The following is a 22,640-nucleotide window of genomic DNA, read 5'->3' as shown; positions in this document are numbered from 1 at the left end:
GCAGGGCGGGGAAGATTCATAACAAAGACGGAAAAATTTCCGATTCGATCAGCTACGGCAATGATCCTTTTCCGCCTAAGGGAGGAGCTGCCCAGGATATAATTGCTCAAAAAATAAAGACTCCGCCTGAGCAGCAGGCGGAGTCTTCGTGGTCATTAGTCTGAAGCATCCTTAAACCTCGATAATGATCGGAAGGATCATCGGTCTCCGTTTGGTTCGCTCGTACAGGAATTTCCCCAAGGTGTCCTTGAGAGTCTGCTTCATGATACTCCATTGCCCCAGATCGGCCGGACTCAACTTCAGCAGGGTTGCCGTTACAAGCTGATTGATTTCTTCCATCAACGATTCGGAATTTCGCACGTATACGAATCCTCTGGAGATCGTATCCGGCTCATTCAGCATTTTACCATCCGTTTGGTTCAAGGTGATTACAGTAATCAGAATCCCGTCTGCCGACAGCTGGCGCCGGTCGCGGAGCACAACATTGCCGATGTCGCCAATGCCGAGGCCATCCACAAGCGTTTGTCCGGACGGAACCCGGCCGGATTGACGCACTTTGCCTGCGCTGGACTCCACAATATCCCCATTCTTCAGGATGAAGATGTTATCACGTTCGACTCCAACGTCCTCCGCCAATTGGCTGTGATGATGCAGCATACGGTATTCTCCGTGAATCGGAATGAAGTACTCAGGTTTCATCAAGGTCAGCATCAATTTTAATTCCTCTTGGCTGCCATGTCCCGAGACATGCAGTTCACTGCGGGAACCATAGATCACCCTTGCTCCCAAAATGTAGAGGTTATCTACAATTTTGGACACATTGCGTTCGTTGCCGGGAATCGCATTGGCTGCGATAAGAACGGTATCTCCAGCGTTAATCTGCAGCTGTCTGTGACTTGCGTTGGCCAAACGGGATAAGGCAGCCATGGGCTCGCCTTGACTTCCGGTGCACAGTACAGCAATTTTGTCAGAGTCAAGCTTGGCAGCCTCCGCAGGCTCAACCAGCATTCCATCGGGGATGTTCAGATAACCCAATTCCTGGGCTACCCCGACTACATTTACCATACTCCGGCCCAGTAAGGTGAGCTTGCGGCCGGTATGCTGGGCGGCATCCACGATTTGCTGCAATCGGTGGACATTCGAAGCAAAGGTAGAGACAAAAATCCGCTGGTCAGCCTTAAAGAATGCTTCCTCCATATGGGCGCCGACAAGCTTTTCCGAAGGGGTGAAGCCGGGGCGTTCGGCATTTGTACTTTCCGACAGCAGGAACTTCACTCCTTTTTTGCCGATCTCGGCCATCTTGTGAATGTCCGGGTATTGCCTGTTGACCGGGGTCATGTCAAACTTGAAGTCTCCTGTGTGAACAACGGTTCCCTCAGGCGTATCGAATACGATGCCCAGGCAGTCCGGTATGCTGTGGTTGGTATTGAAGAAGGTAGCTGTGATCGAGCCCAGCTCAAGGGTGGACTCTGCGTTAATGCAGTGCAGGCTGGTTTGCCGCAGAAGCCCATGCTCCTTTAGTTTGTTCTCAATCAACCCGATCGTTAAGCGGGAGGCATAGACCGGGAGGTTCAACTGTTTCAGCAGATAAGGAATGCCTCCAATATGATCCTCGTGCCCGTGCGTAACAACCAGTGCTCTAACTTTGTCTATATTATTCAGTAAATAGGTAACATCGGGAATGATTAAATCAATGCCCAGCAGGCTTTCATCGGGGAATTTGGAACCGCAGTCAATAACGATAATATCATTGGCATATTGCAGAAAATACATGTTTTTGCCGATTTCATGAACGCCGCCCAATGCCGCAATCGACAGGCGCTGTCCTGACATGTTCATAGAAGACCCTCCTTATTCGATTCCCCTATATTATGTATGGGTGCCCAATAAATTATCCGTATTTAACTTTATAAGTTCAATCTATATAGGATTATTTTCCTAGGAATTAACCTTAGTTAATTCTCTAGTCTGTCGAAATTTGATATATTTAAATTGAACTTATTTGAGGAAGGAGATTGATCCTTATGGTACCTATCCCGCCAAGCATTAAGAGAGACGGAGGCTCACGTCTGCAGAAAATGAGCATTCTGGAGCAGCTCAAAGTAAACGAGCAAATCAGAATGGCATCCGCTAAGTAAGCCGTAAGCCCTGACCCTAGCGTATGGGGTTCAGGGCCTATTTTTGCTGTGCAGTCTTTTACCAAAGGAGCTTTCCTCTAATGAATATCTACTGTTCCGTCTGTTTGACGGGCTTTTACCATGAAAAATATATCACCTTGCTGCTGGAGCACTACAATGATTTGAAGCTGCCCTACTCCTTTCCGGTGGCGCTCAGTTATATATCCAGTCCGGTCCTCCTGGGAAAAGAGGCCATTTTGGTTTTTGATGAAGAAGAGGATGAACCGATCGGTGCCGCAGGGTATATTCACGGAACGGGCCCCGGCGATTATTTGGATACAGATATCATTCAGATTCAGGCGGTGTTCCTGAAGCCTGCCTATAGAAAAACACGCGTGTTCCTGCAGCTGCTGCAATTTATCCTGCAGTATATGGAGCAATCCGAATCCAAAGTAACTGAGATCCGGTTTTGGATTCCCGCAGGCGGGGAGCTGAGCCGGCTGTGCGCGAAGCTGGGGGAGCGGGTGGACCAGTCAGAAACCGGCTTGGGGCAGGTAGAGGAGTACCGTGCCCAATACAGCAGCCTTTATGACTATGTGTTGACTTTGCGCACAAGCGGGGAGGCGGGAATCCGATGAAGATCGAATATGATTTTGGCGGCAGCGGAGAGAATTTAGCGGAGTTCTCCTTATACTTTATCCGGCACCGGAAAGCCTTCAGCCGCAATTTCACTCTGGAGAAAGCCCTGCTCCATTTATTGGAGACGCTCTCCGTGTCGGAGCTTTTGCTGCTGCGGGATGAACAGAGGGCAATTGTGGGTTATGCCAGCTTTCGGCGTCAGCAGCTGGACGGCCAGCCGGATCCCCAGGGTGAGGTTGCTTTTGTGGATTCGGTAGTGCTTGAGGAGGACCACCGCAGCAGCCGGGTGTTCGTGCGGAGCTTCAGGGAGCTGGTCCGATACATGCTGGAGAATTACCGCGGCGTACAATTTTTTCAATTTCATGCCCTGGCAGACCAACCTTATTTGAACCGGTTATACGGGAAATTCGCCGAGATCACGGGACAAGCCGAAGGAATACACGGACCGGAGAACATCTACACGGTTGATATAGCTAAACTTCATTCTTATCTGACAAGCTTTAAGTAGGCAACTAGGGCAGCAGTTGCAGCGCTTGGCGGGCTGGTCCTTCTGGTATATAGTAAAAGGGCCGTATTCCAAGCAGAGGAGAGATCAGCGAATGAAAGCATTAATCCTGGCTGCAGGTTATGCGACCCGGCTGTATCCATTGACCAGGCATACCCCCAAGCCGCTGCTGCCGATTCAAGGCAACCGGACGATACTGGATTTAATGCTGGACCGGCTGGAGGCGCTGGAGGAAATAACGGAAATTCTCATCGTGACGAATGACCGGTTCTTTCAGGCTTTTGAGCAGTGGTTAGCCAAACGAAGCAGCAGACTCCCGATCCGTATTATCAATGACGGTACTTCCTCGGTGGAGGGACGGCTGGGTGCGGTGGGAGATATAGCGTTTGTGATTGAGCGCGAGCAGCTTGACGATGACCTGCTTGTGCTGGCCGGTGACAATGTGCTTGGCTTCAGTCTTGCGGGGTATCTGCGTTATTTTCATACGGTAGAAAAAGACTGCATCCTGGTCCGGCCTGTCGACAGCCTGGAGGAATTGAGAAGCGTTGGCGTAGTAGAGCTGGACGGGGAGAGCCGGGTTATTTCCTTTGAAGAGAAACCCCGGGAACCGAAGACGAACATTGGGGTGTTCGCGTTATACCTTTATAAACGGACTACACTGCCGTTATTCTCCCGCTACCTTAGCGAAGGCGGCAACCCGGATGCCCCGAGTTATTTTCCAGAGTGGCTGCATTCCCACAAGGAGATCAGGGCTTATTTCAGTGAAGGCAGCATTTATGATGTCGGCACCCCTGAAGCGTATGCGGAGATAAGAGCCTTACTGGAAAACGAAAAACAACAGGATAAAGACTGGTAAGGGAAACAGGGCAGGCCCGTCATAAGCGGGTCTGCCCTGTTTCTGTTTAAGTGGTGTCGCCTTTAATCAAGGTAACATCAACGGTAGTGTTGTTCACATGCGGGTCGTCTTCCTCTGCTTCAATCATTTGAATGAGAGTGTTGGTCAACATGCTGCCGATGCGGTCACTGGGCTGCATGATGGTAGTCAGTTTGGGATTTTGGAGCATGCGTGTAAAGCTGTGATTGTCATAGCCGATGATTTTGAGCTGTTCCGGCACCTGCAGCCCTTGCTGCTGCGCGTAAATATACAGAGCGTAGGCGACAATATCATTACTGCAGAATATCCCGTCATATTTATGCAGTTCCTCCGGCGAGAGCTTTTCGGTGATGAAAGACCAGAAATAATCAAAGGTGAGCTTGTTATGGGCACCCTCGATAATATCATAGGCCACGCCGTACTTCATGCAGGTGATCACAAAAGCATCGCGGCGGCGGTTAGACAGAATATCTAGATCCAGCGGGCCCGAAATGTGCAGCAGCCGCTTGCAGCCCGACTGGATCAGATGCTCCGTAGCAAGCTCTCCGCCCCTGAAGTTATCCGATCCCACGCATGGAATATTCGGTGATATAAAGCGGTCAAAGGACACGATTGGAAAAGTAACCTTCTTGTAGCTCTCGATATTCATCGTATGGCTGCACATTATAATACCATCCACCTGATTCTGGCGGAGCATGCTGATATAGTTGGCTTCTTTCTCAGGATCTTCAAGAGAGTTGCAGATGAGCAGCTTATAATTCTTCTCATTGGCTCTCATTTCCACATACTTGATCAGATCGGAGAAAAAAGGATGGTTGGAATCGGGAACAATGATTCCGATGAAATAGGATTGGCTTCTCTGCAGCGCTCTGGCAATCTGATTGGGATGATAATCAATGGCTTCCATAGCCTTTTCTACTTTGCGGCGGGTTTCCTTGCTGATATATCCCCGGTTGTTCATTACTCTGGAGACCGTTGCCACCGACACTCCGGCCTCTTTGGCTACATCTTTAATACTGGCCATGCCCTCATCCTCGTTTCGTTAGAACTAAATATATATTCGCTATTAAGGATTTATTGTCCTGTAACACAATAATACAATGTGATAACGTTACCACAAAATTTATGTAATAACATCATAATATTATCACAATACCCTATATAAAAAGTAATATGTTATATGAAAACGTTTGACATATAAATGCGATGGTAATAAAATGAAACATGTTCATAGACATAAGGATTGTGCATGAGGGGATAACCTTCTTTCAGCCTAAGCCTTATGAAGCCAGAGTGTACAGTTTGATATAGAGGGGACATTCATCCATGCAGATTAAAAATGAAGCGATGCTAATTACCTATGCGGACAGCTTGGGCAGTAATTTGAAAGAATTGAATCAAGTGCTGGATAAACATTTGAAGGGCGTTATTGGCGGAGTTCATTTATTGCCGTTTTACCCTTCCTCGGGTGACCGGGGGTTTGCGCCTATGGACTATACGAAGGTGGACCCTGCTTTTGGCGGATGGGCGGAAGTGGAAGAGATGAGCAGCAAATTCTATATGATGTATGATTTTATGATTAATCATATTTCGCGGCAGTCTCCTTATTTTCAGGATTTCCTGGAGAAAAAGGACGATTCGAAATATGCAGATTTGTTCATCCGCTACAAGGATTTCTGGCCGGGGGGCGAGCCGACTGCCGAAGATGTGGACCTGATCTATAAACGCAAGCCGCGTGCGCCTTATGTTGAAGTTGAGTTCAAAGACGGTTCCAGTGAAAAAGTATGGTGTACCTTCGATGAGCAGCAGATCGATCTGGATGTGACTACGGAAACAACCCTAAGCTTTATCCGGGATAATCTAAAGTTCCTGGCTGAAAAAGGGGCTTCGATCATCCGGCTGGATGCCTTTGCTTATGCTAATAAAAAGATCGGGACCAACTGCTTTTTCGTGGAGCCGGAGATTTGGGACATGCTGAAATATTCGGAGCAAATGGTGGAGCCTTACGGCGTAACTGTGCTGCCGGAGATCCATGAGCATTACAGCATCCAGTTGAAGATTGCCGGGCAGGATTATTATGTGTATGATTTTGCACTGCCGATGTTGGTGCTGCATGCCTTATTCAGCGGGAAAACACACCGGCTGGCGCATTGGCTGGAGATTTGTCCGAGACGGCAGTTCACAACACTCGATACACATGACGGCATCGGCGTGGTGGATGTGAAGGATCTGCTGTCGGATGAAGAGGCGGAGATGACACGCGAAAGCCTGTATAGCCAGGGAGCGAATGTCAAGAAAATCTATAGTACGGAAGCTTATAATAATCTGGATATCTATCAAATCAACTGCACCTATTATTCGGCTCTCGGCAATGACGACCAGGCTTATCTGCTGGCACGGGCAATTCAGTGCTTCGCACCGGGCATTCCGCAGATTTATTATGTAGGCCTGCTGGCCGGGGAGAATGATATAGAGCTGCTTGAGCGCACTAAGGAAGGGCGCAATATTAACCGCCATTACTATTCTGCTCAAGAAATTGAAGCCGAGGTGGAGCGCCCGGTGGTTCAGGAGCTGTTCCAGTTGCTGAGATTCAGAAACAACTGTCCGGCTTTTGACGGAGATATTCATGTGGATCAAATGAATGAGAATGAACTCGTAATCACTTGGAACAAAGACGGCCATGAAGCTAAGCTGGAAGCCAATTTGGCGACCAAGGTTTTTACAGTTCTTGAAAGAGAGAACGGAGCAGAGTGGAAAAAACATTTCTAAGCTGCGAATGATGCGAAACGTAAAATGTACCTTATCACAGGCTGTTCAGGGCGAGCTGGTTTCCTTAGCGGGAATCCAGCGTCTGAACGGCCTGTTTTGTTGAATGGTGGCTGGGATTTAACGACACACAGATTGACCCCACTCTGCTATAGGGAAATCCGCCCGCTAAATCCTCAGACGGCTCCCTTTCAGCCCAAATAGGGGGAATCACACCCGTTAATCTCTCCAAAACACCCCAATTCACGCCTTTCCATTAAATTAACGGGTGGTTTTCCCGGTAACAATCCGGGCACAACCCCTATTTCATAGTTAGCGGGTCTCATTCCCTTTCGATGCTCGCGCTCGATCTCCTGCGAGAGATCTCTAGCCTGTCAGGTTAAAGAATCTGACGTTTATAGGCGGCGGGGGTAACCCCGGTGATCTTTTTGAATACCCGGTAAAAATGAGGCAGGCTCTCAAAGCCGCATAACACGGCGATACTGCTGACATTGCTGTCGGTCTGGCGCAGCAGCTCCTTAGCTTGGATGATCCGCTTGGTGGTGATATAGGTGGTTACATTCATCCCGGTTAATTGTTTAAAGACCCGGCTGAAATGGGCGGCGCTTACCGCCGCTTGCCTGGACAGGGACGCGAGTCCAATATCCCCGAACAGATGGCCATCGATGTCCCGCAAGGTCTGCTGCATCCAGAGCGGTCCATAGTCCGAGCTGGCCGGCTCCGGCTGATGTTCCGGGTCAGTCTCGCGGATGAGCCCGAACAGGATGTATTGGAGATGCAGGGTGACCGCATGGCGGTAGCCGCTGCGCTTGTCCAACATCTCCCGCTGAATCTGCTGCATATGCTGCTCCAGATCGTTCCGGAAGGCGGGCGGACATATGAGTTTATAGCTTTTACGCCGTTTGCTCTCTCTAAACGGGTGAAGATACGTGAATGTATCCCCGATGTAAGAAGGCCGGACAAACGACGGGTCAAAGAAAATAGCCGTGGACGTAACCGGGCGGACCCTATCTGGGAATGCGCGGTGAATGGTATCCTCCGGAATGATGAACAAGTCCCCCGGATGCATGTCATATAGCTTTTGGTCAATAAAAAATTTGCCTGTCCCGCGATAGACATAAATCAGCTCGCACCAGTCATGCAAATGATGGGGGAGCTCCTCCTGGGATTGTTTGGTGTCCTTGTAGACCATATCAAACGGGAATGTGGCGTCGGAATGAAACGGCTTGCGAAAAGGCTCCATAAGGGTGCTCCTCCCGTAATTTTCTTTAAAAATCATAGCAAATATCAAAAAAGAGTACAATCCTGCAGTAATAAGTTATTTTAATCTTTAATATTGCTGTTAATATAAAAGTACAAAGTATTCCCCCTATGGGCAGCTTAGCGAAGGAGGCTGGGAATTTGCGTATTGATTCACATCAGCATTACTGGAAAATCGCCAGGGGAGATTACGGGTGGATCACTCCGGAATTGCCGGTGCTGTACCGTGACTTTTTGCCGGAGCACTTGGAGCCCCATCTGGCCCGGCATGGGCTGGATGGAACAATAGTCGTTCAGGCAGCTCCGACACTTGCCGAGACGGAATTTATTCTGTCCCTCAGCGAGCAGACAACGAGTATCTGCGGGGTGGTGGGCTGGATTGATCTGGCGGCCCCGTCGTATCGGGAGCAATATGCCGCATTCAGCAAGCATCCCAAATTCATGGGTGTGCGCATAATGATTCAGGATATGAAGAACGCAGGCGATCTGTTGGAGCCGCCATTCATGGAAGCGTTTCACTGGATGGAGGAGCAGGGGATTGCTGTGGATGTGCTGGTTACTGCAGAGCAATTGGATGTGGTGGTGGAGCTGCTGGAACGTGTGCCCCGGCTGCACTGTGTCATTGACCATATAGCCAAGCCGCAGATTGCCGCGGGAATCATGGAACCTTGGCAGAGCCTGATTGCGGCCATAGCTGCGCATTCCGGCGTATATTGCAAGCTCTCCGGCATGGTGACCGAAGCGGAGCATCACGGGTGGAGGACAAGCGATTTTATGCTCTACATCCGCCATGTGATTGAGTGTTTTGGCCCAGAGCGGGTCATGTTCGGCAGTGACTGGCCGGTATGTCTGCTGTCGGCAAGTTATGCTGAAGTGGTGGATGTGCTGCAGCAGTGTCTGCCCGAAGGGTATACGGAAGAGGAGCAGGAGCGGTTATTCGGGCGCAATGCCATCGATTTCTATAGACTGCAAGACAGACTGGGCAGAAATGGAGCTGAAAAAGCATGAGTAAACCAGTACCGGAGCAGCATTTGAACCTCTCCATTTTGAAGGGCGGGAAAAGACAGAGTGCGGAACACATCCGGCAGAACCCGGTAAAAATCCTGCAAATCGGGGAAGGGAACTTTTTGCGCGGCTTTTTTGACTGGATGATTAACGAGTGCTGCAAACAGGAGAATTACCAGGGAAGTATTGCTGTCAGCCAGCCCCGGCCATCGGGAAGCGCAAAGCTGGCTAAGCTTAAGGAACAGGATGGGCTCTATACCCAGATCACCCGCGGACTGGAACAGGGCAAGCCGGTGGAACGTTCGGAGGTGATTCCGGTCATTTCCAGAACGATTGATCCGTATACGGAATGGGAGGAGTGGCTCAGCTTAGGTGTGAGCTCTGAGCTCCAGGTAATCGTCTCGAATACGACCGAAGCCGGTTTGCGTTACCACCCGGAGGAGCTGCAGGAAGGCATACCCGTATTATCTTTTCCCGGCAAGCTGGCGGTTCTGCTGTATAGACGGTTTCAGGCCGTGGCAGGTGACCCGGGCAAAGGCCTGCTGATCCTGCCGCTGGAGCTGCTGGAACGCAACGGAGATGAACTCAAGCGCCTTGTGCTGCAATACAGCCGGGACTGGAGGTTCCCGGAGGATTTTATCCAGTGGGTGGAGCGGCATAACCGGTTCCTCAATAGTCTGGTGGACCGGATTGTCACCGGATATCCGGAGGAAGAAGCGGAGGCCTGGTTCGCGGAGCTTGGTTACCGTGACCGGATGCTGAATGCGGCGGAGCCTTATCACTTCTGGGCCATTGAAGGGGAGCCGGAGCTGGATGAGCAGCTGCCGTTAAGGAAGTCGGGGCTGAATGTGCACTGGGTGCAGGATCTGAAGCCTTATCAGCTGCGAAAGGTTCGGATTCTGAATGGAGCCCATACCTTGATGACTCCGCTGGCTCTGCTGCATGGCCTGGGACATGTCCGTGAAGTGATGGAGCATTCTGAATTCCGCGCCTTTACAACCGGAGCTGTGGAACAGGAGATTATTCCGGTGATGGGGATGGACGCCGGGGAGCTGTTGCATTACGCGGAAAGTGTCTACGAGCGCTTCAGCAACCCGTTCATCCGTCATAATCTGGCCGATATCGCCATGAACAGCCTGTCCAAATTCAGGGTCAGACTGCTGCCTTCTCTTGAGGCCTATGTGGAGCAAGGCAAGGGTCTGCCTGAACGCCTGGTTCAGAGTTTGGGTGGACTGCTGCGTTACTGCAGAGTACGTGAGACAGAAGGAAGATATGAAGGAACTACGCTGCGCGGTGAACCGTACCAGGTGCGTGATGATCCGGCGCTGCTGGGGATTTGCGCAGAGGCATGGGAGGCCGGGGGAATGGAAGAGCGTTTGCTGGCAGACACGGTGGACCGCCTGCTCTGCAATGAAGACCTGTGGGGCCGGGATCTGACTCTGGTGGAGGGATTGGCCGGGAAAGTAACGGCTTATCTTGAAGAACTCGACAGACATTAGGAATGAAGGAGTGTGGTGACTGATGAAATACAGACCGCTGGGCGCAACCGGCCTGGATGTCTCTGTGCTGAGCTTCGGCGCTTCTTCGCTGGGCTCCGTATTCAGGGACATAAATGAAGCGGAGGGCATCCGTACGGTCCATACCGCTGTAGCACAGGGAATTAACTACATTGATGTTTCACCCTATTATGGATTGACCCAAGCCGAAACCGTACTCGGCAAAGCTATAAAAGACCTGCCCCGGGACCAGTTTCTGCTGTCAACCAAAGCGGGCCGGACCGGGGCGGATGAGTTCAATTATTCGGCAGGTCATATTGAGGCGAGCCTTGCGGCCAGCCTGAAGCGGCTGGAGACGGATTATGTGGATATTTTGCTGCTGCATGACATGGAGTTTGTGCCGTTTGAGCAGGTGATAGAAGAAGCGATCCCGGCGTTGTACCGGCTGAAGGAGCAGGGCAAGGCCAGGTTCGTCGGGGTATCCGGCCTGCCGCTGCATATCTTTGAGCAGACACTGGCGAAGACCGATCTGGACGTCATTCTCTCCTACTGCCATTATTCGCTGAACGATACGTCACTCCTGAAGCTGCTGCCGCTGCTGCATGACAAAAAGGTGGGCCTTGTGAACGCCTCCCCGATCTCGATGGGACAACTCAGCACCCGGCCTGTAGCGGAGTGGCATCCGGCACCGGAGGCGGTGAAGTTGGCCTGTAAACAAGCAGCCGCACACTGTGCCGCCAAAGGGGAGGATCTTTCCAAGCTGGCCATACAATTCTCTGTCGCCAATGAGCAGATTCCGACAACGCTGGTCAGCACAGGCAGTGTGGTGAATATTACCAACAACATTGCCTGGACGGATGAACCGCTGAATGAGGAGCTTTTGCAGGAGGTGCTGGAGATTCTGGAGCCGATTCACAATCTTACCTGGCCAAGCGGAAGACCGGAATACAATTTGCACTTGAAGTAATTTGAGGACAAAAGGAGGGTATGGCGTGAAAAGTATTGTGTGCGATGAACCCGAGCATTTGCGGTTCCAGGAGATCGATGAACCTGTGCTGACACAAGGAACGGCCGTGGTCCGGGTCCGGCGCATCGGGATTTGCGGGACCGACCTGCACGCCTATAAGGGGAAGCAGCCTTTTTTTAGCTATCCGCGAATTCTCGGGCATGAGCTGGCCGGGATCATTGAAGAAATGGATGAGAAGGGAACGGGCGGGACGGGCTTGCAGGTGGGCGATCAGGTGAGCATTATTCCTTATATGCACTGCGGCACCTGTATTGCCTGCCGCAACGGAAAAACCAACTGCTGTACCGGCATGCAGGTGTTCGGCGTACACATTGACGGGGGGATGAGAGAGCGGATATGCGTTCCGCTGAGCCATCTCATCAAGACGAAGGGTCTTACGCTGGATCAGACTGTACTGCTGGAGCCGCTAAGTATCGGGATGCATGCGATCCGCCGTTCAGAGCTGCGCGCGGGTGAGGTGGTGCTGGTGATCGGGGCCGGGCCGATTGGCCTGGGGGTGATGGCTTTTGCCAAGCAGCAGGGGGCTACCGTGATCGCCATGGATGTGAATGAAGAACGGCTGCAGTTTTGTAAGTCCTGGGCAGGGGTTGATCATACCGTGAATGCGCGGCTGGAAGCCTACGAACAAATCTTGGCGCTTACGGGCGGTGATCTTCCGGTAATCGTATATGATGCTACCGGGAACCAGAGCTCCATGACGGACGCCTTCCGTTATGTGGGACATGGCGGCAAGCTGGTCTATGTGGGGCTGGTACGCGAGAATATTTCTTTTAATGATCCGGAATTTCATAAACGGGAAATGACGCTGCTTGGCAGCCGGAATGCCGTCCTGGAAGACTTTGAGAAGGTGATGGCGGCACTGCGAAGCGGGGCGGTTGATGTTAAGCCGTATATCACACACCGCGTGCCGTTTGAAGAGATGATCGCCCATTTTGACCGCTGGCTGCTGCCGGAAGAGAGGGTCATCAAAGCTGTGGTGGAACTGTAACGGCATTAGCCGCCGGTCCCCTCCAAAGTTTCGGGGAAAATAACTTTAGTAAGTATCGGAACCGGGAAGTGCCGTGCTAAACTGCTCATGAAGTAGACTTCATACATAAGGGGCGGGAAACATGGTGCATCTTAGGGTCTGCAAGCAGAAAGAGGATATCGAATTATACACTCATTATATGCTGAGCAACAAGGCCAGACTGCATCCGGGTATGGATCATAGACTCATGTTCTTGTTGCTGAGCGCCCAGTTTCAGCATGGGGAGATGCTGATCGCCCTGAATGAGGATCACCGGGTAGTCGGCGCCGCAGGTTATTGCTACGGGACGGCAGACCAGCATTTTGCCAATAAAGAAACGGTCATGGTGGATAGGGTATATCTTGATGAGGACCGCAGGGGAAGCCGGCTGTTCGTACAAGGTCTTCAGGTATTGGCGGGGCTGCTGGAGCAGTCCCCGGTGCAGGTAACCAACATCCAGTTCTATATTCCTGAGCAGGATATGCGGCTATGCCGGTTATGCGACCGGTTTGCCAACAGGGTTCTGAAGCTGAGAACGCCTGCGGGGGTGGATGTATTGTATCTGGCTACGCCAGAGTCCTTATCCTCTTATAGCCGGACGCTGGTCGGTTCTCCATAAAGCTGCAGTGTCCACCTAACTAAATTGACAAGCAGCCAGCCCTCCGGTGATTGGGGGCTGGCTGCTTGTGTTTCTCCAGTTTGATTATATCTGTGAAACTCCTTATGATATTCCTAGGGCAGGCCCTCACCGAACGGCCGTGTTGGGGAACGTTGATATTTGGGAGGGGTGGAGAGATGGCCTGGAGAGGCAGAACGTTAATGATTACGGGGTTGGTTCTTGTGCTGCTGCTGTTGTCAGGTTGCGCAAAAGGAACGGCTCAGGTTACAGTGAACAACAATGGAAGTATAGACATCGCTGCGAATGTCCATCTGAATGCCAAAGCCGAGTCGCTGCTGGGCGGACGAATCGATGAGCTGCTGACGGACAGGCTTCAGCAGAAAGGAATCGAGCTGCAAAAGACACAGGACGGCAAAGCTGCGGATTATCAAATCATGAAGTCCTATGCGTCCATAGAAGAAATAAAGGCATTGTCCGGAAACTGGGATATTGTAAACTCCAGAGTCAAGACCACGGATTCTTTGTTTTATACCAAATATGATATCGAAACCCAGTTGAAAATAAACGCCTATACCGACCAAATCATTGAAAGCATCGGTTCGTTAAGCATACCGGAATCACTTGTCCGGATGCTGATAAACAGTTTTAGCTTTGACTTTAAGCTAACCTTGCCTTTCGATCTGTACGGGGCTAACAACGCAGCGGAGCAGGATGGGCGGACGTTGACCTGGCATATTGCACTGGCCGGTACAGAACCGGTTCAGTTGGTAGTATATGTCCCGCAGATCCGGAATATTGCAATTGCCGGAGGATTGGTGATCCTGGTTCTAACGGTCGCTGCAGTCTTTTGGGCCAGAAGCAGAAGAAGCAAAAAGCGGAAGGGGTAACGTCAAAAGGGGATTCGGCACTTCGCAAACCCGGCCCATTTCTCACCATGGGATGTAGCGGCACGGGTTGCGCTGTGCAGATTAGATTTGTTATAATTAGTACCAAGTACTAATACTAGATACTAAACATGAGGGGTGAAGGAAATGACAGGTGCAAAAATTACAGCCATCGGCTCTTATGTCCCGCTGCAAAAAATGACCAACGCGGATCTGGAACAAATGGTAGAGACAAATGATGAATGGATTGTGCAGCGGACCGGCATCAAGGAACGCCGGATCAGCCGCCCCAACGAATTCACCAGTGATCTGTGCGTTTCCGCTGTGCAGGATTTGATGAAACGTTACGATAAATCGGTCCACGATGTAGACATGGTTCTTGTGGCTACCAGTACGCCTGACTTAACATTTCCCTCAGTAGCCTCTTTAATACAACACCGTCTGGGCATTCCGTTGACGGCTGGAGCTATGGATCTGAACGCAGCTTGTGCGGGCTTCGTCTATGCTCTGCATACAGCCCATAGTTATGTGGCCTCTGGTCTACACCGCAAGGTGCTGGTCTTGGGGGCAGATACGATCTCCAAGATTACCGATTATACAGACCGCAGTACCTGTATTCTGTTCGGTGACGGCGCCGGTGCTGTATTGGTGGAGAGCGATGAGCTGTCCACAGGGTTCTTTGGTTACCACCTGGGCAGCGACGGCGGCGGCGGGCATCATGTGTACCGTACCGCCTTGTCCAGCCGAATCGAGGAGCTGGAGCTGCTGGACACCAAGCTGCTGGTGCAGAACGGCAGAGAAGTATTCCGCTGGGCAGTGCGGACGGTCCCGCAAGGCGTTCAGCGCCTCCTGGACCAGGCTGGTGTCAGCCTGGCACAAGTGGACTGGTTCATCCCCCACAGTGCCAACCTGCGGATTATTGAACCGATCTGCGAACGCTTGAACTATCCGATGGAGCAAGCCTTGTACAGTCTTGTCAACTTCGGGAATACTTCGGCGGCAACAATTCCGCTGGCGCTTGATCTCGGTGTCCGGGAAGGCAAGGTGCAGAACGGCCAGCGGATACTGATGTACGGATTCGGCGCGGGGTTGACCCATGCCGGACAGCTGGTCCAGCTGGATTTGGCTCCCCAGGTATCAGAATCTACGCCGCTGTAAACCGATCCCGAAAACGTTATCGGATCAAGTGGCTTCAGATTCGGGACATGTGCCCAGCTGCAATTTACGGATGCTTGCGGCTGCCGCAGGATTCGCGGACAACGAGGGCTGGCTCTACCACAAAGGACCCGCCTTCGGATTGGTTGTTAATGAGATCGAACAGCATATGGGCGGCGAGAACACCAAGCCGCTCTTTATTCTGGCGGATGGTGGTAAGTGTAGGGGTGGTGTATTTGCAGGCTTCGATATCATCGCAGCCGACAAGCGCGATATCCTCGGGAATCCGCAGGCCATGCTCCTTCAGTGCGCGGATGGCGCCAAGAGCCAGCAGATCGGAAGCGGCAAAGACCGCCTTGGGCAGAGGCCCGGATGCGATCAAGCGCTGCATAGCCTCGTACCCGCTGGGCTCAAAGAAGTCTTCGCCATGCACGAACCATTGCTCATTGACCGTCAGGCCAAAGCCTTCAATTGCCTTGATATACCCTGCTTCACGCAGATTGGAGATATCCGAATCAGCCGTACTCCCGATAAAGCCGAGCTCCCTGTAACCAAGCAGATAGAAATGCTCCACAACCTTGGAGGAGATCTGGTAATTATCGGACATCACATATCCGGATTTCTTGCCCTTCAGCTCAAGATCCACGCCAATACAAGGAATGCTGCTCATGTCCAGCTCGCGGATCGCCGACTCCATCTTCTGGCCGGATATAATGACACATCCATCCACATGAAAATGCAGGCAACGCGAAAAATAGTCACCGCTGCTCAGAAACTTCTCGTTGGAAAAGAAAATAAGATCATATCCGAGCACCCCCATCTGCTTCTTGAAAGAGTTCAGCACCTCCACAAAAAAAGGATGTGTAAAGTCCACATTCAGCTCACCCGCAAAAATAACGCCGATCAGGCTGGACTTCTTGGTAGCCAGCGTTTTGGCCGAATTGGACGGGGAGTATCCGGTCTGTTCGATGATCTCCAGTACTCTTTGTTTCGTTTTTTCGGAAACATCGCTATAGTTATTCATAATTTTCGAAACGGTCGATACCGACACGCCTGCCATCTCGGCAATCATTTTGATATTCAGCTGCAATGGAAAGCCACCCTCCGGTTAAAGTGAAATCTGGGGGAAACGCTGCAATACAGCGGTTTTTTAAGAAAAAGAACAAGAATAAAGACGGGAAACCCAGTTACTTTCAAGTTTATTCTTATTAGTAAAGCAAGTCAAACAGAATCGAAACCGGTTTCTTTACTATAGCTTCATTACGAAAACAACGAAATAGGTAAGGCAGGTTCAGAACGATAAGAAATGGAATAAACCAAAAGACGCTGGCGTCCTCAGTAAAGGAGCCGGCGTCTTTTTATTAACAAATATCAGGTGGGATCGTGTGGCGGAGCGTGGACTTATGTTTCTTTGGGAATAAAGTCGAAAATGGTGCCGTTCTCCAGCGTTTCAATCAATCTCAGCAGCCAACGGTAGTATTTCACCGCTTCTTCAATCTTGTGCTCATCGTTGCTCAGCAGCTGGGTCAGTCCTTCAACGGCACTGTATTCTTCCTTCAGGCCTCTGATCTCGTTCAGTGATTTGGTTAATGCGTTCATATTGCCTTCAACGGCTTTCCTCCATTTAATAGAGAAATAGTCGCTGAAATTCTGATGCCAGTCCGGTACCACCTCGAACAGATCCTTGCGAGTGCCTTTTCCCCAAACTTTATCAATCATCTTCAGATCAAGCAGGGTTCGAACTCCGGTACTCATGGATGTCTTGCTCATTCCCATGGTTTTGCTAAGCTCGTCCAGCGTGACCGGTCCTTGATTAAAATACATATAACCATATAAATGCCCAATGGATAAGGTGATGCCGTACAAATCCATGTTTTTGCCGATGGAGTCGATAACACGCTCTCGGGCTTTGCTGATTTTCTCAATTTGCTCGGGCGCAAGCCCTTCTAGATCATTCATGGTGCCCCTCCTGAGGAATAGACTTGAAAGACTGTAAACCTCTATTGTGTATTGTAATCAAATCCTACGCCATAAGTAAAGAATTCGTCTGTAAAGGAATATGGCGTTAAACAGAGCATGCTATACATAAAGTTTGTAAAGTTAAAACTGTACACTAAATTTTATCCGAATTTGGTGTTTGCATAGTTTTTCGTAACTCCGTTAAAATATTACGAGTGAGCTAACCCGTGGACATATCGGGAGAAGGAGGTCGGAACATGTCTATTATAGAGGTCAAACAACTAACCAAAGTATTCGGTCATGATACCGGACGCGCGCTTCCATTATTAGAACAAGGGTGGTCCAAAGAGAAAATCGCCCAGGAAGTTAAACTGACGGTAGGCGTGAACAAAGCTGAATTCAGTATTGAAGAAGGGGAAATATTCGTGATTATGGGACTGTCGGGCAGCGGGAAATCAACTCTGGTTCGTCTGTTGAACCGTTTGATTGAACCTACTGCGGGGCAAGTCCTTTTTAAAGGAAAGGACGTCGTGAAGATGAATGCCGAGCAGCTGCGGCAGTTCCGGCGCAAGAACATCGGTATGGTGTTCCAGAAGTTCGCTCTGTTCCCGCACCGTACGGTGCTGGCGAATGCAGAGTATGGGCTTGAGGTGCAGGGTGTAGAGAAAGAGACAAGAACCCGGCGTGCCATGGAAGCATTAGAGCTTGTAGGGCTGAAAGGGTGGGAGAATTCCCGTCCCGATGAGCTGAGCGGAGGCATGCAGCAACGTGTCGGGCTGGCTCGGGGACTTGCCAATGATCCGGATATACTGCTGATGGATGAGGCCTTCAGTGCGCTTGATCCGCTGATCCGCAAAGATATGCAGCAGGAGCTGTTGGAGCTGCAGTCCCGTGTGAAGAAAACCATTGTATTCATTACGCATGATCTGGATGAAGCGCTGCGCATTGGAGACCGGATTGCATTGATGAAGGACGGAGTCATTGTCCAGATCGGCACACCGGAAGAAATCCTGATCCAGCCTGCGAACAAGTATGTGGAGCGCTTCGTGGAGGATGTGGATTTGTCAAAGGTGTTGACCGCCTCACATGTTATGCGCAAGCCGGAATTGGTCAGACCTGAGCGCGGTCCCCGCGTAGCACTTCAACTGATGCGCGACAGTGGAGTATCCAGTCTGTATGTAGTGGATAAAGAAACGAAGCTGCAAGGTGTCATCACCGCTGAAGATGCTTTACTGGCGCTGAAAGAAAACAAAACAATTCTGGATGTCCTGCGGCGGGAAATTCCGCGTGTGACACCCGATACCTTGTTAAATGATCTGTTCGAGCTGATGTCGGAGACGCATTTGCCGGTAGCGGTCGTTGATGAGTCGGATCGATTGAAAGGCATTGTCATTAAAGGAGCCGTTCTTTCTGCCCTCGCCGGCAATGCGGTACCGGAAGGAGGAGCGAACTGATGGATATCCCAAAACTGCCATTAGGCCGCGGGGTTGAATGGTTGGAGAACTGGTTGACCACGTATTTTGGCCCGGTGTTTAAATTTATCTTGAATGTGATCAGCGGTATGGTGGAAGGCATCGAAACAATACTTACCGTTCCGCCTACGCTGGTGCTTATCGTTATTATTGCCGCTCTTGCTTACTGGATCGGCAAATGGCGCATGGCATTGTTCGCAGTGATTGGCCTGCTGCTAATTGATAACCTGGGTCTTTGGAACCCGTCGATGCAGTCGCTGGCACTCGTCCTGACCGCCTCGATCCTGGCTGTCATCATTGGGGTGCCGATCGGTATTTTATGTGCCCAAAGCAATGGCGTTAAAAATACAGTAACCCCGATTTTGGACTTTATGCAGACGATGCCCGCATTTGTGTATCTGCTGCCCGCGGTATCTTTTTTCTCGCTCGGTGTAGTCCCGGGTGTTATTGCCTCTATTATATTTGCAATTCCGCCTACGATTCGGCTGACTAACCTGGGCATTCGCCAGGTTTCCTCTGAGCTGGTGGAAGCTGCGGATGCTTTCGGTTCGACGCCAACGCAGAAGCTGATCAAGCTGCAACTGCCCATTGCGATGCCTACGATTATGGCCGGTGTGAACCAGACGATTATGCTGTCCCTGTCAATGGTCGTCATCTCCTCCATGATTGGTGCGCAAGGTGTCGGAGCACTTGTCTACCGCGCGGTATCCCAGGCTAAGACCGGAGCCGGCTTTGAAGCGGGGATTGCCATCGTTATTATTGCGATCTTGCTGGACCGTTTGACGCAAAATGCTTTGAAACCCAAAAAACGATAGGAGTGTTTGAATGAATAAGATGAAAAAAGGAATCAGTTTGTTGCTGCTTGTAGTGCTTGCCATTGCGGTTGCCGGGTGTTCCGGTTCCTCTGGCAATAAAGATACGGTGAAGTTGGCTTACGTGGCCTGGGATTCGGAAATCGCCAGCAGCTATGTGGTTAAGGAAGTCCTGGAATCGAAGCTTGGGGCTTCTGTGGAGATGCTTCAGGTCGATGCAGGCCCGATGTGGGCAGGCGTTGCTGACGGCAGTGCGGATGGTATGGTGGCCGCTTGGCTGCCAAGCACGCATGCCTCGTATCTCGAGAAATACGGGAATGAAGTCGAAGATCTGGGCGCTAATTTAGAGGGTACCAAGATTGGCTTGGCTGTTCCAGCCTACATGAACATGACTTCGATTGAAGATCTGACGAAGGCGGAGAACGGTACTGCGCTGGATCACAAAATTATAGGTATTGAGCCGGGAGCCGGCATTATGATGGCTACGGAAAAAGCGTTGGAGCAATATGCGCTGAGTGATTACACCCTGGTGGAAAGCTCTTCGGCCGCTATGGCGCAGGAGCTGCAAAAAGCGTATGACAACAACGAATCCATCGTGGTAACCGGCTGGACTCCACACTGGATGTTCGCCAATATGGATCTCAAATATTTGGAAGACCCCAAGAATGTATACGGCGGGGATGAACAGATCCATACTATGGTTCGTAAAGGGCTGAAGGAAGATATGCCGAAGGTATACAAGTTCCTGGATCAGTTCGAGTGGACACCGGAAGAGATGGCTGAAGTTATGGTGAAAATCCAAGGCGGAGCTTCGCCGGAAGAAGCGGCCAAGACTTGGGTGGAAGCGAACCAAGACAAGGTTAATACTTGGATTGCAGGTACTGAGTAAGAACAGTTGATTATTTTCTAACCATTTTACAGTAGATTTAAAAATGTGTTATGATGGAGTAAATATGGATACAGAACTGTAACTTATAAATGTTGGACTGTTTCCTAACATGAACACTTATAAACCCTTTTCATTTAATAAACACCCCGTAAGGGGTGTTTTTCTTGAAAATAAAAGTTGTTGACTTATGGTTTATGCGGGGAAAGAGCAGGCAGGTGCTGCGAGGAGTCCCAGAGAGGAGACTGCACCATGACAGAATTGATTAATTCATGGATTGATTGGCTGCTGCAAACACTTGGCCTTAGCGGCCCTTATATTCTGTTTGCCACAATCCCGCTCGCCCTGCTGCAAAGCTTGTTTGGATTCTTCCCTTTTGCCATATTGATCGTACTTCATGTCTCCGTATTTGATGTTATGGGAGGGATGCTGATCAGCTGGCTGGCTTGTAATCTGGGCGGAATTGCAGTGTTTATTCTGGCGCGGAGATTCTTCATGGACTGGTTCGACCGCAAATGGGGGAACAAGCTGAACCGGTATGACAAATGGCAGCGTTATATTAACCGGTATGGCATCTGGACCATCGTGCTGCTGCGCACGATTCCGATTATCCCCAACAATGTGATCAACCTGATGTCGGCGGTTTCACCGCTGTCCGTCTCCTCCTTTATCTGGGGCACGATTCTCGGCAACCTGTCCTATATCTGGCTTTTTGGAACAATCGGCTCGACACTTATAGTCCCGCGGGAGGAATGGAACGGTTTCCTGGCGTGGTATGCCGTATTTATTGTTGTACTCCTTGCCATTTTCATCCGCAGGCATTGGGACCATCTGCAGGAAGACAAACACAAGCGGTTGGGTTCCTGATTATATTCAGTCATGCAAGAACGTGTTCACGGTTAAGTTCTGCCGGTGGAAACGTTCTTCTTTTTTGTGTCCGTCCTGAATACCTTTATACAAGTGAAGGCGGCTTGGACGCCGCTGTAAGGCAGGAGGGACATTCATAATGGGCAGAATTAAAAAATGGGGCAGCCGCAAGCTGAGAGTACCGGACTTGGGGCGTTGGCGGCTGCCCAGAATAAGCGGGGAGCGCCATGTCCGGCCCGCTGGCCGAAGCGCCGGGTTCAAAGCCAAACCGGGGAAGACGGCCGCCCGGCCGCAGCAGGGAGCTTATTTTGCGGCCAAACGAAGCCGAACGCCTCTGCGGCTGTTCAGGGGAGGAGCAAGCGGGAAAGCCGCTTTGGCCGGAGAGCCGAGAAAACCCCGCAGCCGCCGCAGGTTCTGGCTGGTCTTTACGCTGGTAATGATTCTGCTGTTACTTCAGGGGGTGCGTTATGTAGAAAAGCATCTGAAGCCGCCAATTGTTCATTTGGCGCAGATCCGGGTGAAGCAGATTGCCACAGAATCCATTAATAAAGCCATTACCTCCCAAGTTGTGGATGGTGGAAATGCGGAAGAATTGATTGACTGGAAGACCGACAGCGGCGGCAAAATATCGGGCTTCATGCTAAATTACAGTGAGCATATGCGGATTACTTCACAAGCGGCAGAAGTGATTCAATCCACCTTGCAGGAGCTTCACAACCAGACTGAACGTATTCCCCTGGGCCAGGCGCTGGGCAGTCCGCTTATTGCCTCCTTCGGCCCCGATATTCCGATCAAAATCGAACCGCAGGGCGCCGTCAAGGTTGAACTGAATACCCGTCAGCAAAATGCCGGAATCAATATGATTCTGGTCGAGGTATACATCCATATTGTGACGGAGGTAGCTGTGGTCATTCCGTTTGATATAGAGCCGCAGGTGGTGGATACAGAAATTCCTGTATCGTATCTGATGGTTGTAGGCGATGTCCCGATGTACTATTACGACAACCAAGGCCAGCCTGTAGGAGAGAACGGTGCCAATGCACCGGGGATTGCGATTCCTGGACCTGCTGCAGGCGGGACGAAAGTGGAAGCTCCGCCTCTTCCGAGCGGTGATCCTGCAGGAAATGATGAGACTTCGGGCAACGGCGAGCTTCGAGAGGCTCCGGACTCCGGGGATACGCAAAACGTACCTGCGGAGGAGAATGCGGATAGCGGCAAGGCTGAGAACGGTACGCCTTAGTGTTCTTCTGGATTGGATTTCCTTAATATAGTAAAATCCAAGGTAAAACTA

General features: G+C 50.8%; 21 protein-coding genes. 16 read left to right on the top strand and 5 right to left on the bottom strand.

From position 1 onward, the window contains the following. Nucleotides 1-171: 171 nt before the first annotated feature. Nucleotides 172-1,839, bottom strand: coding sequence for a ribonuclease J (locus IEY53_RS01410; RefSeq protein WP_189021825.1), 1,668 nt, complete (start codon nucleotides 1,837-1,839; stop codon nucleotides 172-174). 379 nt (nucleotides 1,840-2,218) lie between these two features. On the opposite strand from IEY53_RS01410, the gene IEY53_RS01405 reads away from it, so the two are divergent. The 3 genes from IEY53_RS01405 (at nucleotide 2,219) to IEY53_RS01395 (ending at nucleotide 4,117) form a co-directional block, all read left to right on the top strand. Continuing rightward, on the top strand, nucleotides 2,219-2,755 hold the full coding sequence (locus tag IEY53_RS01405) for a GNAT family N-acetyltransferase (RefSeq protein ID WP_189021824.1): 537 nt from the start codon (nucleotides 2,219-2,221) through the stop codon (nucleotides 2,753-2,755). Next, nucleotides 2,752-3,264 carry a GNAT family N-acetyltransferase gene (locus IEY53_RS01400; protein ID WP_189021823.1) on the top strand — a complete coding sequence of 171 codons (513 nt, stop codon included), beginning with the start codon at nucleotides 2,752-2,754 and terminating at the stop codon, nucleotides 3,262-3,264. Before IEY53_RS01405 ends, IEY53_RS01400 begins: the two co-directional genes overlap by 4 nt. A gap of 91 nt (nucleotides 3,265-3,355) precedes the next feature. Next, nucleotides 3,356-4,117 carry a nucleotidyltransferase family protein gene (locus tag IEY53_RS01395; protein WP_189021822.1) on the top strand — a complete coding sequence of 254 codons (762 nt, stop codon included), beginning with the start codon at nucleotides 3,356-3,358 and terminating at the stop codon, nucleotides 4,115-4,117. A 46-nt stretch (nucleotides 4,118-4,163) separates the two neighbouring features. Here the strand turns inward: IEY53_RS01395 and IEY53_RS01390 are convergent, their stop codons facing one another. Then, nucleotides 4,164-5,159 carry a LacI family DNA-binding transcriptional regulator gene (locus IEY53_RS01390; RefSeq protein ID WP_189021821.1) on the bottom strand — a complete coding sequence of 332 codons (996 nt, stop codon included), beginning with the start codon at nucleotides 5,157-5,159 and terminating at the stop codon, nucleotides 4,164-4,166. 302 nt (nucleotides 5,160-5,461) lie between these two features. Here IEY53_RS01390 and gtfA point away from each other — a divergent pair, with 302 nt between their 5' ends. Continuing rightward, nucleotides 5,462-6,904 (top strand): sucrose phosphorylase, encoded by a 1,443-nt coding sequence (gene gtfA / locus IEY53_RS01385; protein ID WP_189021820.1) that lies wholly within the window; start codon nucleotides 5,462-5,464, stop codon nucleotides 6,902-6,904. Nucleotides 6,905-7,280: 376 nt separating this feature from the next. On the opposite strand, the gene IEY53_RS01380 is transcribed toward gtfA, so the two are convergent. Next, on the bottom strand, nucleotides 7,281-8,144 hold the full coding sequence (locus IEY53_RS01380; protein ID WP_189021819.1) for an AraC family transcriptional regulator: 864 nt from the start codon (nucleotides 8,142-8,144) through the stop codon (nucleotides 7,281-7,283). A gap of 158 nt (nucleotides 8,145-8,302) precedes the next feature. Between IEY53_RS01380 and IEY53_RS01375 the strand changes: the two genes are divergently transcribed. The 7 genes from IEY53_RS01375 (at nucleotide 8,303) to IEY53_RS01345 (ending at nucleotide 15,356) form a co-directional block, all read left to right on the top strand. Continuing rightward, nucleotides 8,303-9,169 carry an amidohydrolase family protein gene (locus tag IEY53_RS01375; protein WP_189021818.1) on the top strand — a complete coding sequence of 289 codons (867 nt, stop codon included), beginning with the start codon at nucleotides 8,303-8,305 and terminating at the stop codon, nucleotides 9,167-9,169. Beyond that, complete coding sequence (locus tag IEY53_RS01370) at nucleotides 9,166-10,665, top strand: tagaturonate reductase (protein WP_189021817.1); 1,500 nt, start codon at nucleotides 9,166-9,168, stop codon at nucleotides 10,663-10,665. Before IEY53_RS01375 ends, IEY53_RS01370 begins: the two co-directional genes overlap by 4 nt. Nucleotides 10,666-10,687: 22 nt before the next feature. Further along, nucleotides 10,688-11,629 carry an aldo/keto reductase gene (locus IEY53_RS01365; RefSeq protein ID WP_189021816.1) on the top strand — a complete coding sequence of 314 codons (942 nt, stop codon included), beginning with the start codon at nucleotides 10,688-10,690 and terminating at the stop codon, nucleotides 11,627-11,629. Nucleotides 11,630-11,654: 25 nt separating this feature from the next. Continuing rightward, entirely contained in the window at nucleotides 11,655-12,677 is a 1,023-nt protein-coding gene (locus tag IEY53_RS01360) for a zinc-binding alcohol dehydrogenase family protein (protein WP_189021815.1), read from the top strand. 178 nt (nucleotides 12,678-12,855) lie between these two features. Continuing rightward, nucleotides 12,856-13,314 carry a hypothetical protein gene (locus tag IEY53_RS01355; protein ID WP_189021814.1) on the top strand — a complete coding sequence of 153 codons (459 nt, stop codon included), beginning with the start codon at nucleotides 12,856-12,858 and terminating at the stop codon, nucleotides 13,312-13,314. A gap of 176 nt (nucleotides 13,315-13,490) precedes the next feature. Further along, the gene (locus IEY53_RS01350) at nucleotides 13,491-14,201 is read left to right on the top strand and encodes a hypothetical protein (RefSeq protein ID WP_189021813.1); all 711 of its coding nucleotides are present in this window, start codon (nucleotides 13,491-13,493) and stop codon (nucleotides 14,199-14,201) included. A 144-nt stretch (nucleotides 14,202-14,345) separates the two neighbouring features. Beyond that, the gene (locus IEY53_RS01345) at nucleotides 14,346-15,356 is read left to right on the top strand and encodes a ketoacyl-ACP synthase III (protein WP_189021812.1); all 1,011 of its coding nucleotides are present in this window, start codon (nucleotides 14,346-14,348) and stop codon (nucleotides 15,354-15,356) included. 64 nt (nucleotides 15,357-15,420) lie between these two features. On the opposite strand, the gene IEY53_RS01340 is transcribed toward IEY53_RS01345, so the two are convergent. Beyond that, nucleotides 15,421-16,437 carry a LacI family DNA-binding transcriptional regulator gene (locus IEY53_RS01340; protein WP_189021893.1) on the bottom strand — a complete coding sequence of 339 codons (1,017 nt, stop codon included), beginning with the start codon at nucleotides 16,435-16,437 and terminating at the stop codon, nucleotides 15,421-15,423. 317 nt (nucleotides 16,438-16,754) lie between these two features. Next, nucleotides 16,755-17,312, bottom strand: a complete 558-nt coding sequence (locus IEY53_RS01335; protein WP_189021811.1) for a GbsR/MarR family transcriptional regulator — start codon at nucleotides 17,310-17,312, stop codon at nucleotides 16,755-16,757. A 257-nt stretch (nucleotides 17,313-17,569) separates the two neighbouring features. Here IEY53_RS01335 and IEY53_RS01330 point away from each other — a divergent pair, with 257 nt between their 5' ends. The 5 genes from IEY53_RS01330 (at nucleotide 17,570) to yunB (ending at nucleotide 22,589) form a co-directional block, all read left to right on the top strand. Beyond that, nucleotides 17,570-18,766 (top strand): quaternary amine ABC transporter ATP-binding protein, encoded by a 1,197-nt coding sequence (locus IEY53_RS01330; protein ID WP_189021810.1) that lies wholly within the window; start codon nucleotides 17,570-17,572, stop codon nucleotides 18,764-18,766. Further along, nucleotides 18,766-19,599 (top strand): ABC transporter permease, encoded by an 834-nt coding sequence (locus tag IEY53_RS01325; protein ID WP_189021809.1) that lies wholly within the window; start codon nucleotides 18,766-18,768, stop codon nucleotides 19,597-19,599. The genes IEY53_RS01330 and IEY53_RS01325 overlap by 1 nt, the downstream gene beginning before the upstream one ends. A gap of 10 nt (nucleotides 19,600-19,609) precedes the next feature. Next, the gene (locus IEY53_RS01320) at nucleotides 19,610-20,485 is read left to right on the top strand and encodes a glycine betaine ABC transporter substrate-binding protein (protein ID WP_308424197.1); all 876 of its coding nucleotides are present in this window, start codon (nucleotides 19,610-19,612) and stop codon (nucleotides 20,483-20,485) included. Between the two features lie 249 nt (nucleotides 20,486-20,734). Next, entirely contained in the window at nucleotides 20,735-21,349 is a 615-nt protein-coding gene (locus IEY53_RS01315; RefSeq protein ID WP_189021808.1) for a TVP38/TMEM64 family protein, read from the top strand. Nucleotides 21,350-21,488: 139 nt separating this feature from the next. Beyond that, nucleotides 21,489-22,589 (top strand): sporulation protein YunB, encoded by a 1,101-nt coding sequence (yunB, locus tag IEY53_RS01310; RefSeq protein WP_189021807.1) that lies wholly within the window; start codon nucleotides 21,489-21,491, stop codon nucleotides 22,587-22,589. The last annotated feature ends 51 nt before the right edge of the window (nucleotides 22,590-22,640 follow it).

This window comes from Paenibacillus albidus (assembly GCF_014644435.1).
GTDB lineage: Bacteria > Bacillota > Bacilli > Paenibacillales > Paenibacillaceae > Paenibacillus_AQ > Paenibacillus_AQ albidus.
The sequence above is the reverse complement of the archived record's forward strand: the minus strand, read 5'-3'. Positions and strand labels throughout refer to the sequence as shown.

What these genes read in the sequence shown, in the direction of transcription:
- IEY53_RS01410 (WP_189021825.1), bottom strand. Translation starts at nt 1,839, where the DNA reads ATGAACATGTCAGGACAGCGCCTGTCGATTGCGGCATTGGGCGGCGTT.
- IEY53_RS01405 (WP_189021824.1), top strand. Translation starts at nt 2,219, where the DNA reads ATGAATATCTACTGTTCCGTCTGTTTGACGGGCTTTTACCATGAAAAA.
- IEY53_RS01400 (WP_189021823.1), top strand. Translation starts at nt 2,752, where the DNA reads ATGAAGATCGAATATGATTTTGGCGGCAGCGGAGAGAATTTAGCGGAG.
- IEY53_RS01395 (WP_189021822.1), top strand. Translation starts at nt 3,356, where the DNA reads ATGAAAGCATTAATCCTGGCTGCAGGTTATGCGACCCGGCTGTATCCA.
- IEY53_RS01390 (WP_189021821.1), bottom strand. Translation starts at nt 5,159, where the DNA reads ATGGCCAGTATTAAAGATGTAGCCAAAGAGGCCGGAGTGTCGGTGGCA.
- gtfA (WP_189021820.1), top strand. Translation starts at nt 5,462, where the DNA reads ATGCAGATTAAAAATGAAGCGATGCTAATTACCTATGCGGACAGCTTG.
- IEY53_RS01380 (WP_189021819.1), bottom strand. Translation starts at nt 8,144, where the DNA reads ATGGAGCCTTTTCGCAAGCCGTTTCATTCCGACGCCACATTCCCGTTT.
- IEY53_RS01370 (WP_189021817.1), top strand. Translation starts at nt 9,166, where the DNA reads ATGAGTAAACCAGTACCGGAGCAGCATTTGAACCTCTCCATTTTGAAG.
- IEY53_RS01365 (WP_189021816.1), top strand. Translation starts at nt 10,688, where the DNA reads ATGAAATACAGACCGCTGGGCGCAACCGGCCTGGATGTCTCTGTGCTG.
- IEY53_RS01355 (WP_189021814.1), top strand. Translation starts at nt 12,856, where the DNA reads ATGCTGAGCAACAAGGCCAGACTGCATCCGGGTATGGATCATAGACTC.
- IEY53_RS01350 (WP_189021813.1), top strand. Translation starts at nt 13,491, where the DNA reads ATGGCCTGGAGAGGCAGAACGTTAATGATTACGGGGTTGGTTCTTGTG.
- IEY53_RS01345 (WP_189021812.1), top strand. Translation starts at nt 14,346, where the DNA reads ATGACAGGTGCAAAAATTACAGCCATCGGCTCTTATGTCCCGCTGCAA.
- IEY53_RS01335 (WP_189021811.1), bottom strand. Translation starts at nt 17,312, where the DNA reads ATGAATGATCTAGAAGGGCTTGCGCCCGAGCAAATTGAGAAAATCAGC.
- IEY53_RS01330 (WP_189021810.1), top strand. Translation starts at nt 17,570, where the DNA reads ATGTCTATTATAGAGGTCAAACAACTAACCAAAGTATTCGGTCATGAT.
- IEY53_RS01325 (WP_189021809.1), top strand. Translation starts at nt 18,766, where the DNA reads ATGGATATCCCAAAACTGCCATTAGGCCGCGGGGTTGAATGGTTGGAG.
- IEY53_RS01320 (WP_308424197.1), top strand. Translation starts at nt 19,610, where the DNA reads ATGAATAAGATGAAAAAAGGAATCAGTTTGTTGCTGCTTGTAGTGCTT.
- IEY53_RS01315 (WP_189021808.1), top strand. Translation starts at nt 20,735, where the DNA reads ATGACAGAATTGATTAATTCATGGATTGATTGGCTGCTGCAAACACTT.
- yunB (WP_189021807.1), top strand. Translation starts at nt 21,489, where the DNA reads ATGGGCAGAATTAAAAAATGGGGCAGCCGCAAGCTGAGAGTACCGGAC.